At 68.8% G+C, this 13,641-nt stretch carries 11 protein-coding genes; 7 read left to right on the forward strand and 4 right to left on the reverse strand.

Going from position 1 to position 13,641, the window contains the following annotated elements:
• Window positions 1-19 precede the first annotated feature (19 nt).
• Window positions 20-433, forward strand: coding sequence for a PPOX class F420-dependent oxidoreductase (locus TY25_RS16880; protein WP_042257313.1), 414 nt, complete (start codon window positions 20-22; stop codon window positions 431-433).
• Window positions 434-442: 9 nt separating this feature from the next.
• Here TY25_RS16880 and TY25_RS16885 read toward each other — a convergent pair whose 3' ends face one another.
• A complete protein-coding gene (locus TY25_RS16885; RefSeq protein ID WP_042257315.1) occupies window positions 443-1,927 on the reverse strand; it encodes an MFS transporter in 1,485 nt (494 codons plus the stop codon).
• Between the two features lie 45 nt (window positions 1,928-1,972).
• The gene (gene cobA, locus TY25_RS16890; protein ID WP_042257336.1) at window positions 1,973-3,169 is read right to left on the reverse strand and encodes a uroporphyrinogen-III C-methyltransferase; all 1,197 of its coding nucleotides are present in this window, start codon (window positions 3,167-3,169) and stop codon (window positions 1,973-1,975) included.
• A 478-nt stretch (window positions 3,170-3,647) separates the two neighbouring features.
• Between cobA and TY25_RS16895 the strand changes: the two genes are divergently transcribed.
• Both TY25_RS16895 and TY25_RS16900 read left to right on the forward strand, forming a co-directional pair.
• Window positions 3,648-4,622, forward strand: coding sequence for a poly(ethylene terephthalate) hydrolase family protein (locus tag TY25_RS16895; protein ID WP_088606687.1), 975 nt, complete (start codon window positions 3,648-3,650; stop codon window positions 4,620-4,622).
• Between the two features lie 94 nt (window positions 4,623-4,716).
• Window positions 4,717-6,090, forward strand: a complete 1,374-nt coding sequence (locus TY25_RS16900) for a purine-cytosine permease family protein (RefSeq protein ID WP_042257318.1) — start codon at window positions 4,717-4,719, stop codon at window positions 6,088-6,090.
• A 78-nt stretch (window positions 6,091-6,168) separates the two neighbouring features.
• On the opposite strand, the gene TY25_RS16905 is transcribed toward TY25_RS16900, so the two are convergent.
• A complete protein-coding gene (locus TY25_RS16905) occupies window positions 6,169-7,698 on the reverse strand; it encodes a PucR family transcriptional regulator (protein WP_042257320.1) in 1,530 nt (509 codons plus the stop codon).
• A gap of 111 nt (window positions 7,699-7,809) precedes the next feature.
• On the opposite strand from TY25_RS16905, the gene TY25_RS16910 reads away from it, so the two are divergent.
• Both TY25_RS16910 and TY25_RS16915 read left to right on the forward strand, forming a co-directional pair.
• The gene (locus TY25_RS16910) at window positions 7,810-8,256 is read left to right on the forward strand and encodes a nucleoside deaminase (RefSeq protein ID WP_042257339.1); all 447 of its coding nucleotides are present in this window, start codon (window positions 7,810-7,812) and stop codon (window positions 8,254-8,256) included.
• A complete protein-coding gene (locus tag TY25_RS16915) occupies window positions 8,253-9,212 on the forward strand; it encodes an isopenicillin N synthase family dioxygenase (protein ID WP_042257322.1) in 960 nt (319 codons plus the stop codon). The genes TY25_RS16910 and TY25_RS16915 overlap by 4 nt, the downstream gene beginning before the upstream one ends.
• A 21-nt stretch (window positions 9,213-9,233) precedes the next feature.
• On the opposite strand, the gene TY25_RS16920 is transcribed toward TY25_RS16915, so the two are convergent.
• Window positions 9,234-10,622 carry a DoxX family protein gene (locus TY25_RS16920; protein ID WP_081868928.1) on the reverse strand — a complete coding sequence of 463 codons (1,389 nt, stop codon included), beginning with the start codon at window positions 10,620-10,622 and terminating at the stop codon, window positions 9,234-9,236.
• A gap of 403 nt (window positions 10,623-11,025) precedes the next feature.
• On the opposite strand from TY25_RS16920, the gene TY25_RS16925 reads away from it, so the two are divergent.
• Window positions 11,026-12,156 carry a phosphotransferase family protein gene (locus tag TY25_RS16925; protein WP_042257324.1) on the forward strand — a complete coding sequence of 377 codons (1,131 nt, stop codon included), beginning with the start codon at window positions 11,026-11,028 and terminating at the stop codon, window positions 12,154-12,156.
• 8 nt (window positions 12,157-12,164) lie between these two features.
• The gene (locus tag TY25_RS16930; RefSeq protein ID WP_042257327.1) at window positions 12,165-13,262 is read left to right on the forward strand and encodes an Rv3169 family protein; all 1,098 of its coding nucleotides are present in this window, start codon (window positions 12,165-12,167) and stop codon (window positions 13,260-13,262) included.
• Window positions 13,263-13,641: the final 379 nt, after the last annotated feature.

Genomic DNA, 13,641 nt, shown 5'->3' on the forward strand with positions numbered 1-13,641 from the left:
CGGCGTGTTTCAGAAAAGCATGACCGATACCGGTGTGCTTTCCGCGGAACTGAAGAAGTATCTGGACGAGTCGAAGGTGTTCGCCACCGTGGCGACGATCGGGCCGAGCGGCCAGCCGCACCTCACCGTCATCTGGCTCGAGCGCGACGGCGACGACCTGCTCTTCTCCACCACCACCGATCGCCAGCAGGGCAAGAACATCGCCCGCGATCCGCGCGTCACGATCATGATCAACCCGCCGGAGAACCCCTACACCTACGCCGAGATTCGCGGCACCGCCACGCTCACCCCGGACCCGGACAAGACCCTGCCGGACAAGCTGTCCGCCAAGTACACCGGGCAGAAGTACCTGGATTTCAACCCGGCCTCGGTCAACGACGGCCCGCGCGTCATCGTGCGGGTGACCCCACGCAAGGTCGCCGGCCGCCTCTGATCGCGAAGCCTAGGACTGCTGGGCTTCTTCCTGCGCGTGCTGCGCCTGCGCGACCTGCGCCGCCGTGTAGCGGATGGCGAGCGCGATCAGCAGGGTCAGCACCACGCCGACACCGCACAGGAACAGCGCGAGGGTGTAGCCGCTGCTGAGCGCGTCGAGCTGGGCGGTGTTCATGGCGCTGGGTTTGACAGTGTTGCTGCCGCCCAGCGCCAGGGTGCGCGAGACCACCACCGGGCCGAGGAAGCCCAGCGCCAAGGCCGGGCCGAACGCCAGCAGCATCTGACCGACCGCGCTCAGCGGACCGATCTCGGTCACCTCGACGCCGACGATCAGGCACAGCGGCACGATGACCAGCACGATGCCGACGCCGGTGCCGATCACCAGGAACAGCACGAGCAGCGTGGGCAGGTTCGCGGTGCGGTCCAGGGTCGAGCCGAACAGCAGGGCGACCGCCGCCAGGCCGCCGCCCGCGCCGATCAGGATCCGCGGCGCGATCCGCATGACCAGCTTCGAGGTCAACGCGCCGCCGACACCCATGCCGATGGTGAACGGAATGAAGATCAGGCCGGCCTGTAAAGCGCTGTAGCCCAGCACATTCTGCACGTACTGCGCACCGAAGACCGAGATCCCGCCCATCACCCCGCTGGCCAGCAGTACCGCGAGAAAGGTCGCGACCCGGTCCTGGCTGCTGAACAGCGACCAGGGCAGCAGCGGGTTGTCCACGTTGCGCTCGGCGATGATGAAGGTGATCAGCAGGACGCCGCCGGCCACCAGCGAACCGATGATCACGGGGTGGCCCCAGCCCAGCGCGGGACCTTCCATGCCACCGAACACCAGGGTGGCGACGCCGATCGTGGCCAGCACGGCGCCGCGCACGTCGAGGGAGAGGCGGTGGTGCTCGGTGTCGCGCAGACAGCGCATCGCGCCCACGAAGACCAGCAGGCCGATCGGCACATTGATCAGGAAGATGCCGCGCCACCAGACATCGGCCAGCGCACCGCCGACCACCAGGCCGCCGACCGAACCGACGCCGACCATCGCGCCGAAGATCGCGATCGCCTGATTGCGCGCCTTGCCCGGCGCGAAGGTGGTCGCGACGAGTGCCAGGGCGGTGGGCGAGGCGAAGGCCGCGCCGATGCCCTGCAGGGCGCGCATGCCGATCAGCATCCCGCCGTTGATCGCGAGACCGCACAGCAGCGACGACAGGGTGAACAGGCCGACGCCGAGCAAGAACATTTTCTTGCGGCCGAACGCATCACCGACCCGCCCGCCGAGCAGCATGAGCCCGGCGTAGGTGAGTGCGTAGGACGTGATCACCCAGTTCGCGCTGGACGCGGACATCCCGAAATCCGCCTGCAGCCGCGGCACCACCAGGATCATGACCGTGCCGTCCAGCACGCTCATCAGCTGCATGCCGCTGAGGACGAGAATCGCGAGCCCGAACGCCCGCTCTTTCACTGGATACTGCGTCGGCGCAGCGGGATTCTCGAGCACAGAGAGCCACTGTAGACGACCTGTGCCACCGCGGCGCCCGGCCGATCAGTCGGCTACCGGCACCGAGAAGCCCGCCGTAGGACCGATCACCACGATCGCGGGCGGGCGGATGCCTTCGGCGCGCACCCGCTCGGCGACCGTGCCGAGGTCGGCGCGCAGCACCCGCTGCGTGCGCAGGGTGCCCTCCTGAATGACCGTGGCGGGACTGTCCGCGGGGCGGCCACCTTCGATCAGCGCGTTCGCGAACTGCTCGATCCGCTCCACCGCCATCATCAGCACCAGCGTGCCGCGCAGCCGGGCCAGCGCGGGCCAATCCACCAGTGAATCCGGGTGGTCCGGCGCGACATGGCCGCTCACCACGACGAATTCGTGCGTCACGCCCCGATGGGTCACCGGAATGCCCGCCGCCGCGGGCACCGAGATGGGGCTGGTGATACCGGGTACCACGGTCACCGGGATCCCCGCCTCGACACAGGCCTCGAGTTCCTCGAACCCGCGCCCGAACACGTACGGGTCGCCGCCCTTGAGCCGCACCACGAACTTGCCCGCCTTGGCGCCCTCGATCAGCGCGGCGTTGATCGCGTCCTGCGCCATCGCCCGCCCGTACGGGATCTTCGCCGCGTCGATCACCTCGACATCGGGTCCGAGTTCGGCCAGCAGCTCCGGCGGCGCGAGCCGGTCGGCGACCACCAGGTCCGCACGGCCGAGCAGCCGCCGTCCGCGCACGGTGATCAGGTCGGGGTCGCCGGGTCCGCCACCGACCAGCGCGACACCGGGGGTGATCGGCGTCGAATCATCGGTCACCACACCGGATTGCAACGCCTCCAGCAGCGCGTTGCGCACCGCGGCCGAGCGCCGATGCTGGCCGCCGGCCAGCACGCCGAGGGTCATGCCGTCGTAGCGTGCGGTCGCGGGCGTGACCGCGGTGCCGAGCCGGGCGTGATCGGCGCGCACGCAGAAGATCCGGCGCCGGGTCGCCTCGGCGACGACCGCCGCGTTGGTCTCCGGTTCATCGGTGCAGGCGATCGCGTACCAGGCGCCGTCCAGATCGCCGTCGGCGTAGGCGCGCAGCGTCACGGTGAGTTGCCCGGAGGTCGCCATCCCCTCGACCGCCGGCGTGACCTCGCGGCTCACCACGTGCACGTCCGCGCCCGAGGCGATCAGCAGCCCGAGCCTGCGCTGGGCCACCGTACCGCCGCCGACCACGACGACGCGGCGGCCGACGAGATCGAGCCCGACCAGATAGTTCGGATCGCCCTCGTGCGGCGCGGCTGCGGATACCGGCTGGTCATCGGTGTGGTCTTGCGTGTTCGGCACAGTTTTCGAGCCTACGGCCTACCCGCGAATCAACGGCAATCGCCTCGCCCGCTCGTCGCGGTGACTACCCGCGCCGGCAGCGCCTGCCACACCGGCAATCGCCCGCCGCACCAGCCGCCCGCCGCACCAGCCGCCCGCCGCACCAATCGCCCGCCGCACCAGCCGCCCGCCGCCCCAGCCGACTCGCCGCACCAACCGACTCGCCGCGCCAACAGTTCCCCGCACCAGCAGCCCCCTCGCCAACAGCACCCCGCACAACAGCACCCGCGCCAACAGCACCGCCGCGCAGCAGCACCCCCGCGCAGCAGCACCCCCGCGCAGCAGCGCCTGCCGCGTTCGGTCGTTCGCGAGTCCCGCGGCCGGGCATCGAGCCGGGCACTCGGGCATTCCTATACTCGGGCGCATGACTCGCTGGCGTCGGACGGTGCGGATGATCGCGGTAGCGCTGCTCGCCTGCGGGCCGGCGGTGGCCGGGGTGGCCGCGGCCGAGCCCGCACCCTTCGTGCCGAATCCCGGGATCGAGTCGAAGTACTTTCAGTCCGGTCCCGCAGCCGTGACCGAACAGCTCGGATTCGGGTGCTGCGACAGCGGCGGCGCGACCTTCGATGTCTGGTATCCGACGGAGCTGGGCGCGCAGCGGCATCCGATCGTGCTGTGGGGCGACGGAACCGACGCGGTGCCCAGCCAATATCGTTACCTGCTGCGGCATTTCGCGTCCTGGGGCTTCGTCGTGGTGGCCACCGAGAACCGGAACACCGGATCCGGGGCCGATATCCGGAAGTCGCTGGAGTTCCTGCTCGCGCAGGGTGACGATCCGGCGAGCGTGTTCTTCGAGAAGCTGGATCGGGACGCGGTCGGCGCCGTGGGGCATTCGCAGGGCGCGGCGGGGGTGCTCAACGCCATGCGCGACGCGGCGGGTGCGATCAAGACCGCTGTGCCACTGGAACTTCCGGCACAGCACTGGTGCTCGACCGCGGCGTCGTGTGCCGACCCCCGCGCGCTCACCACGGGTTCGGTGTTCTTCGTGAACGGGACGGCCGACGGCATCGTCTCGCCGTCGCATCAGGCACTGCCCTGGCAGGTGGAAGGGTTGCAGTCGAACAGGGCGTACTACGAGGCGACGCCGGCCGGCGTGCGCAAAGCCTGGGGCACCCTCGACGGGCCGAACCACAACGACGTGCAGGGGCAGCCGGATTGCGCCGCCGCCTCCACCCCGTGCACGACCGGCGTGTTCGGCTACCTCGGCTACCCGACGGCATGGCTGCTGGCGCAGTTGCGCGGCGACACCGACGCGCTCGCGGCCTTCCGCGCGGACGGCGGCGAACTGTTCACGCCCTCGCCCAACTGGCGCAACCAGGCCAGCTCGATCACCGGATGAATCCGGCGAGGCGGGCAAATTGTCCGTCGATCGGCGGTGACGTACGTACGAACCGTCCGTTGCCTGCCGCGCCGCCGCGGACGAGTGTGCAGAGATGGCTTTGACCGAGGACCCGCCCCCGGCCGCCGACTATGCCGATCGCGTCATCGCGGTGGAGCCGGGCGGCAACGAATACATCCCCGACGACGCCAGGCACGGCCGCCCGCGCGGGCTGTTCTGGACCTGGATGTCGCCGAATCTGGAATTCGCCACGATCTTCATCGGCGTGCTCTCGGTCACCGCCTTCGGAATGAATTTCTGGCAGGCCGGACTGGCCCTGACCGTCGGCATCGGGCTCGCCGCCGCCGCGCACCACGTACTGTCGGCCCGCGGCCCGGTGCACGGTGTGCCGCAAATGGTGTTGGGGCGCTTGGCCTTCGGCTATCGCGGCAATGCACTGCCCGCCGCGTTCATGTCCATCATGTGCGGGGTCGGCTGGTTCGCCACCAACAGCGTCAGCGGCGCGTTCGCGTTGAGCAGCCTCACCGGCATGCCGAAACTCACCGCGCTGGCGCTGATCGTGGTGGTGCAGACCGTTTTCGGCGCGTTCGGCCACAACCTGGTGCACGCCTTCGAGCGCGTCGTCTTTCCGGTGCTCGCCGTGGTTTTCGTCGTGGTGACGATCGTGATCCTCGGCAAAGCCGACCTCGGCGCGGCCGCGCCCGCGGGCGGGGTGGGCGGAATCGGCGGCTTCCTGCTGACCGTCGGTACCGCCTTCGGGTACGCGGGCGGCTGGAATCCCTACGCGGCGGACTACTCTCGCTACCTGCCGCGCACTGTTTCGCGCGCCGCCACCGGTGGTTTCGCGGCCGCCGGACTGTTCGTGTCCTGTCTGTGGCTGTCGCTGCTCGGCGCGGCCTCGGTCACCATCGCGGGCACGGCGACCGGTAGCCCCACCGATGTCTTCACCGCGAATCTGCCCGGCGTGCTGGCTAATCTGGCGTTGCTCGCCATCACGCTCGGCGCCGTCGCGGCGAACGCGCTGAACGTGTACTCCGGGGCGATGGCCTTCGTGACGATCGGCATCACCCTGCCGGTGCGCACACAACGGGCGGTCGTCTCGATCGGTTTCGGCGCGCTCGGTTTCCTCGTCGCCTGGTGGGCGCTGGCGGATGCCGCCGCGAGCTACGAAGCGTTCCTGCTGATCGTCGCGTATTGGATCGGGCCGTGGCTGGGCGTGATGTTCGTCGACCAGTACCTGCGCCGCGGCAAGCAGGTCGACGCTTTGCTCTACAACCGCGCGTACACGAATCACCCTGGGATAGCGGCGTTTCTGACCGGCTTGGCGGTGTCGGTGCTGCTGTTCTCCAACCAGGCGAAGTTCACCGGCTACCTGGTGCGCGAGTTCCCCGCGCTCGGTGACATCACCTTCTTCGTCGGCTTCCTGGTCGCCGCCGCCACCTACGCGGCGCTCGCGCGACGCCCCTGACACTTCCCGCACCATTTCTGTCTTCCCGCACCCGCTGCAACAGGCCGAAGCGGGTGCGGGAGCACAGAAGTGGTGCGACTAGTCGGACAGCCGGTGCGCGCACAGCGCGAGCAGCAGCGTGCCCGCGAGGGCGGGCGCGGCGGGGTCGTAGCCGAGCAGCTCGCGGATGCGTTCCAGCCGCTGGTACAGCGACTGCCTGCCGATATGCAGTGCCGCAGCGCAGCGGGTCGCGCTGCCGCCGTGGCGCAGGTAGACCTCCAGCGTGCGAGCGAGTTTGCTGTGATGCGCTGTGTCCCAGTCGATCAGCGGCGCAATGGTGGTGTCAATCAAACGGTTGCGCTCGGCGACCGGCAACGATTCGACGACGAGTTCGGTGGCCAGCTCGCGCACCGTCGCCAGCGGACTGCCCGCGGGCCGATCCCGGCGGTGCCGGGTGGCCAGCCGCAACGCCGAGCGCGTCGCCTCGAGCGAGCCGGTCAGCGCGGCGGCGGTGAACTCACACGGATCGCCCACCACCACCGTGACACCGTCGACGGCGTTCGTGGCGAAGGCGTTGCGCAGCAGGCGGGCAACCGCACCGACCGGATCGGGCACCGCCTGGTCCATGACAAGTACGCCGTAGCCGGTCGCGTGCACCTCGGCCACCAGGGCGGGCCTGCCGAGTTCCTTTGCCGCGGTATCGATCAGGCGGGTCGCGATGCGGGTATCGGGCGCATCGGCGGCCACCGGCACCAGTGTGCGACCGGACAGCGCGGACATACCGGCCGCCGTGGCCCGCACTTTCAGATCGGCCTGCCGAATCGTCTTGCCGTCCAGCAGATCCGCGAGCAGGGTGCGCGCCGCGAGTTGCGGCCGCCCGGTCGGCGAACCGGAATTGGCAAGCGCGAGACCGAGGGCCGGCGCGGACTGTGTCAGCACCGCAGCGAGCGTGGCGTCGTCCAGCACCGAACCGGGACCTGCGGTGAGCGTCCCCCAGGTGTTCTCCCTGGCTCGGATCGTCGCGGTCGCGGTACCGGATTCCACTGCGGCCCAGGCGGATCGGTCGTCGTCCACGCCGTGCGCCGCGATCAACGCGCCGTTGCCGCTCGTCACGATCAGCGCGCACCCGGTGGCCGCACCGATGCGAGTCAGCAACTGCGCGAGCCCATTTCCTGCCGCGAGTTCGACGGTCAGTTCCCTCGCGAGCGCGTTGAGCAGGCGCAACGCGCGTACCTCGCGCGACACGATCTCGGTGTTCGCGGCCCGGCACAGGTCGATGAACGGCACCACCGCCCGCAGGGCGATCAGCGGCAACGTGTGGCGCGAGGCCTCCTCGACCATGTCGGGCGGGACCGCGTCGAAGGTGCGGCCGAGTTCGACGGCCACCCCGGCCACCTCACGGGCGGCGATCTCGCGCAGGTAGTGCCGTCGCGTCCCCGCGTCCACCCCGGACAGGCCCAATCCGGTGGTGAGCAAAAGCTCCCCACCGGAGAGCAGGGGACCGATCTCATAGATTTCGCTCGAATGCACCCAGCGCACCGTCCGTCGTAAAGCGCCGTGACCTGCCAAGACGAGCGGAGCGGCCGCGGCGAATTGGTTGTCGAGCACTTCGCGCACGGTGGGCAACATACGGTCATCCTGTCATCTGGACACCCGCGCCGGATGGACGATCTGTACGTTGCGGTCGGTGCGGTCGCCTTGGAGGCTGGAACCATGACGCACGCGACACCGGCACGACAACTGCTCGAGGTGGCCTACCAGGAGGCACTGCTCGGCCGCGCCGAGGGCGGTATCCCGATCGGGGCCGCGTTGTTCGACGCCGACGGCACCCTGCTCGGACGCGGCCACAATCGGCGCGTGCAGTCCGGCGACCCCAGCATCCACGCCGAAACCGACGCCTTCCGAGCCGCGGGCCGCCGACGCGACTATGGGCCGACGACCATGGTGACCACGCTGTCGCCGTGCTGGTATTGCAGCGGCCTGGTCCGTCAGTTCGGCATCGGCACGGTGATCATCGGCGAATCGCAGACCTTCCACGGCGGCCACGACTGGCTGGCCGAGCACGGCGTCGCGGTGACCGTGCTCGAGGACGCGCGGTGCGTCGAGATGATGACCAGTTTCATCGCCGAGTATCCGGAGCTCTGGCACGAGGACATCGGCGTCGCCGACGAGGCAGCGGCGACATGAGCGCGATCGCGGCGATCGACCTGGCGCGCTGGCGGTCCGGCGGCGCGGCGGCCGCCGAGGTGGAGCGCGAAGTGGACGAGGGGTTGCGTCGCGCCGGATTCCTGCTGGTCTACGGGCACGGTGTACCGGCGGATCTGGCCGGGGCGGTGCGCGGCGCCGCGCGGCGCTTCTTCGCGCTGCCGGACGCGGTGAAGCAGCGCTACGCCGTGACGGTCGGCGGTCGCGGCTGGATCGGACCGGGCAAGGAGGCCAACGGCTATGCGGAAGGGACCGCGACGCCACCCGATCTCAAAGAGACCTTCGCGGTCGGCGCGGATACCGCGACCGGCGATCCGCGCGTCGACGACGTCTGGTTCCTGCCCAACGTCTGGCCGGACGAGGTGGTCGAACTGCGGGAACTGCTGACGGCCTACACCGCGGCGGTGCACACCCTGTCCGACGAGTTGCTCGCCTTGTTCGCGGCGGCATTGCGCTTGCCCGCCAACCCGTTTCGAGAACTGGCCGGGCGACCCACCTGGACTTGCAATATCAATCACTATCCGCCGCTGACGGCGGTCGGCCCACCCGAACCCGGCCAGTTCCGCATCGGCCCGCACACCGACTTCGGCACCGTCACGGTGCTGGACCGCGAGCCCGGCGCGGGTGGACTTCAGGTCTACACCGCGGCGCAAGGCTGGGCCGACGCACCGTACGACCCCGCCGCCCTCACCGTGAACATCGGTGACCTGCTTGCCTATTGGAGCGCGAACCGCTGGCCGTCGGGTCGGCATCGAGTGCTGCCGCCGCAGGCGCACGCGCCGGAGGAAGATCTGGTGTCGCTCATCTATTTCTACGAACTCGATCATGATGCGGTCGTCACGCCGCTGCACCCGCCGATCGGGCACACCACCGGCTTGCCGCCGGTGGTGTCGGCCGAGTTCCTGCGCACCCGCCTGGATGCCATCACCATCAAGTGACCGGCTGTTTAATCGGTGCGATCAGCTGAAGCGGGGTTGGTCCTGGACCCACTTGAACGGTGTACTCCGCAGTTTGAAGGAATTCAGGTCCATCTGTTCGAGGGCGACCGTCACCCGGTGACCGTTGAACTCACCTTCCAGCCGTAACCGGTCCGGCGTGGGCTGCGTGAAGGTGAACGTGCCGATCTGAGTCGGTTGCGCCTGCGCGATATGTCCCGGCAGCGTCTGGGAAGCCGTGTCCGACACGGTGATCGTGTGGGCAGCCGGATCGACCGTGCCGGCCACGGGCACCAGAGTGCCGTCCATCTTCTGGTATGCCATCCCGGAAAGATCGAAAACCACCCGATGCCAACGATTCTGATCCGTAGTCAAGGGCGGGAGCGGCTGGCCGTCCTGGGTGAACTCCGACACCGACCAGATGCCGTACAGCGCAGGCTTGGCCGCACCACCGCCGCCCTCGTTCCAGACGAACCAGGTTTCGTGCACGGTTCCGGCCAATACCCACAGCCCCAACGCGATCTGCACCACCACCGCGATCACCCGGGTCCGCCTGCCGCGGAACGGCTCCGGCTGCACGGCGGGCTCCGACGGCCGTTGCAGGACAAGCACATCCGCGAGCCGGCGCGCCTGCGGCGCGAGCAGCACCAGCGAGATCAGCAGCAGGTGCCCGGACAGGATCTTCACCGGCACATCGAAGGTCATGTTCAGGATGAACACCTGCGCCATGCTGATCAGGCTGATCATCGCGCCGATCGTCGCGGTCCGCGGCCAGAACAGCAGCAGGCCGCCGAGCACTTCCGCACTGCCCAGCAGGATTTGGTAGACGGGCGCGGAACCGACCTGCATCCACAGCACCGCGGCGGGCGTGAAATCACCGTACTGCGACAGCAGCGCCACCAACGGCGGCTCCGGCATCTGCGTGGGAATGACCTTCGCCATGCCGTAGAAGAGCATCTGGCCGCCCAGGCACAGCCGCAGGAACAGCAGGAACCAGGCGTTCAGACGCCGATAGTCCGGTCGATGCCGGTCCAGCACGGACCACACCGCCGTGGTCACCAGGGCCACGATCAGGATGCAGAAGACGAAGATCCAGATGATCGCCTGATCGCCACTGCCCGAGTACAGGTCCAGTTCGGCATCCACCCCGAAGACGGTCCGGCCGGCCCAATTCCACACCGGGCTCAGCGGATACAGCAGTCCGTTGATCGCGTTCTGCGGGAACTTGTCCCAGAAGATCCCGGTGTAGACGAACAGGAACTGCGGGAAGATCACACAGAACAGGCCGAAGTAGGTGAAGCAGAACCGGAATGCGATGCGCGTCAGCGGATTCCACCTCGCCGACGCGGGGTCCTCGACCTCAGGACCATCGGTGATCTCTCGTTCGATCGACTGCGTACTCGCCGCGCTCACAGCTGCCCCTCCTCCGAAACATGCACAGTGAGCGAACGGTATCGAGCCACCCGGTACGCGGGCCTCCAGGAAATCCCCCGTCTTTTCCTCGGTAGGAAGTCGTACGTGGTAGCCGTCGAAGTCGTACGTGCTGGCTACACCATTACCGTCTTTCGGCCGGTGCGGCACCCCGCCGGTCTATGCCCCGGCCCCGCCACGAGCGGGTGCGGGCGGCACCACCTGACGGCCCGAGTACTCGCATGTCAAGGGCCGGTTCCGGCCAGTGAGCGGGTTCGCCGACCTCGATCGTTTTCCACCCGCGAGCCGACTGGAACGCGTTACTGTCGCGTATCGCGGCGCACCGCCGCCGATGTGGGCTGCGTCCAGACACGCGGCCCCGCTTCATGGTGTCAGGAGGACAACGATGGCCGACGATCCAGATCCCGCCCAGCGGCAGCAACTGACCGTCAGCGAACGCGATCTGGAAGTGCTCGCCGAGGATCTCGCGCGCTGGCTGGATTCGAAGGTCTCCGCCGATCATCCGCCGCGGGTCTCCGGCCTCTCTCGCCCGCAGGCCGGCGGCATGTCCAGCACGACCATTCTGTTCGACGCCGAATGGAGTGTCGACGGCAGACATGAGCGCGGCTCGTTCGTCGCGCGCATGGCGCCGGAGGCCGGGTCCTTTCCGGTGTTCGAGACCTACGATCTGGCCACCCAGTACCAGGTGATGTCCGGAGTCGCCGAGCACACCACTGTGCCCGTACCCGGCCTGTGCTGGCTCGAAGAGGACGAAGAACCGCTCGGCGCACCGTTTTTCGTGATGAAGCGAGTGGACGGGCGGGTGCCGACGGACAATCCGCCCTACGTGTTCATCGGCTGGTTGTTCGACGCCACCCCCGAGCAGCGGGCCCAGCTCACCGCGAACACCGTCGAGGTGATCGCTAAGGTCCACGAGATCCCGGACCCGTCCCTGCGCTTCCCCGCCCTGCGCGGCCCGGGACAGTCCCTGCGCCGGCACGTCGAGGCGCAGAAGGCGTGGTATCGCTGGGCCTTGGCCGACGATGGCTTCGAGATCCCTTTGCTCGAGCGCACTTTCGACTGGCTCGAAGCGAACTGGCCGAGCGATCCCGGACCCGACGTGCTCAGCTGGGGCGACGCGCGGCCCGGCAACATCATCTTCGACGAATTCCGGCCCGCGGCGGTATTGGACTGGGAGATGGCCGCATTGGGGCCGCGCGAACTCGACGTCGCGTGGGTGATCTTCATCCACCGGTTCTTCCAGGACATCGCCACCCGCTTCGAACAGCCGGGCCTGCCCGACTTCCTGCGCCGGGCCGATGTGGTCGCGAAATACGAAGAGCTGACCGGACATACGGTGCGCGACCTGGACTGGCACATCGTCTACGCGGCGCTGCGCCACGGCATCGTGATGGCCCGAGTCAAGCGCCGGATGATCCACTTCGGCGAGGACACCGACACTCCCGACCGGGACGACTATGTGATGCATCGGGCGAGCCTGGAACGGCTGCTCGATGGAACCTACGAATGGGATTGAGATAAACCATGCCAGTTCCCTTGGACGAATACCCGATTCACCAGACCGCGCTGTCGCTGGCCCGGGTGGCGAGTTCCGACCGAAACTTCTACGACCGCAGCTACCTCAACGGGCACAACCGCGACGGCGGCACCTTCTTCATCACCGGGTTCGGCGTATACCCGAACCTCGGGGTGACCGACGCCTACGCCTGCGTCCGCAGCGGCGATATCCAGCGCACCGTGCGCTTCTCCGACGCGCTCGAAGAACGCAGCCTGGAACAACGCGTCGGCGGCTACCGGATCGAGGTGGTGGAACCGCTGCAACGGATCCGGGTGGTGTGCGAGCACGACGAGCTGTCGTTCGACCTCACCTGGGAAGGCGCCTTCCCCACCGTGCAGGAGCAGCCGCACCTGATCCTGCACGGCAACCGGCCGATCATCCAGGCCAGCCGGTTCGCGCAGGTCGGTTCCTGGGCGGGGACACTGCACGTCGACGGGGACGACATCGCCGTCGACCCGGCCGTGTGGACCGGTACCAGGGACCGGTCGTGGGGCATCCGGCCGGTCGGCGAATCCGAGCCGCCGGGACGGGCGGCGAGCGAACCGTCCGGCGGTTTCTGGTGGATGTATGTCCCGCTGCGCTTCGACGACTTCGCCGTCGTGGTGATCGTGCAGGAAGAACCGGACGGCACCCGCACGCTCAACGACGCGGTCCGGGTCTGGCCGGACGGGCGCGTCGAACAGCTCGGCTGGCCCCGCATCTCCATCGACTACCGTTCCGGCACAAGGCATCCCCTCGGCGCGCGGCTCGAACTGACGACGCCCGACGGCAAGCCGCTGGAGATCGAGGTGACCACCGGCACCAACGTGCCCCTGCATGTCGGCTGCGGTTACGGCGGCGACCCGGACTGGCTGCACGGTCAGTGGAAAGGCCGCGACTGGTCCCTGTCGAGCCGCTACGACCTCACCGACCCCGCCATCGTCGCCCGCGCCCCCTACGGCGTCATCGACCACGTCGCCCACGCCCGCTGCAACGGCGCCGAAGGCTGGGGCCTGTTCGAACACGCCAGCATGGGCCGCCACGACCCCACCGGCTTCGCCGACTGGAGTTCCGTCGCACCGTAATTGACGCCCCCTGCGCGAGCCTGCCGGAAGAGGGCGAGCAGCGCCGACTCCGGTCCGCACACCCCGCACCTTGTGTCACGCCGAACCCGTTGTCGCCGTACCGTCATGCCACAGCCTTGGTGGCACGGCGACGACGGCACGTGGGCTGCGGCGGCGACCGCACGACGAACGCGGTGAGCACAACCCGCCCGACACGGCCACCGCGGTGGGCACTACCCGACTGGCGCGGCAACCAGGTTGTCACAACCCAACGGCCACGGCACGACAAGCGTGGCAGACACGACCCCCGGCACGGTCAGCGCGGTCGGAACAACCCGAGGGCGACGGCGAGCAGGGTGGGCACTACCCGACCAGCACAGCGACCGCACGGCGAGCGCGG

Source organism: Nocardia brasiliensis NBRC 14402, assembly GCF_000308475.2.
Lineage (GTDB): Bacteria > Actinomycetota > Actinomycetes > Mycobacteriales > Mycobacteriaceae > Nocardia > Nocardia brasiliensis.

Excerpts from the sequence above, each read along its gene's own strand:
- TY25_RS16880 (WP_042257313.1), top strand. The coding sequence starts at position 20 with ATGACCGATACCGGTGTGCTTTCCGCGGAACTGAAGAAGTATCTGGAC.
- TY25_RS16895 (WP_088606687.1), top strand. The coding sequence starts at position 3,648 with ATGACTCGCTGGCGTCGGACGGTGCGGATGATCGCGGTAGCGCTGCTC.
- TY25_RS16900 (WP_042257318.1), top strand. The coding sequence starts at position 4,717 with ATGGCTTTGACCGAGGACCCGCCCCCGGCCGCCGACTATGCCGATCGC.
- TY25_RS16905 (WP_042257320.1), bottom strand. The coding sequence starts at position 7,698 with ATGTTGCCCACCGTGCGCGAAGTGCTCGACAACCAATTCGCCGCGGCC.
- TY25_RS16915 (WP_042257322.1), top strand. The coding sequence starts at position 8,253 with ATGAGCGCGATCGCGGCGATCGACCTGGCGCGCTGGCGGTCCGGCGGC.
- TY25_RS16925 (WP_042257324.1), top strand. The coding sequence starts at position 11,026 with ATGGCCGACGATCCAGATCCCGCCCAGCGGCAGCAACTGACCGTCAGC.
- TY25_RS16930 (WP_042257327.1), top strand. The coding sequence starts at position 12,165 with ATGCCAGTTCCCTTGGACGAATACCCGATTCACCAGACCGCGCTGTCG.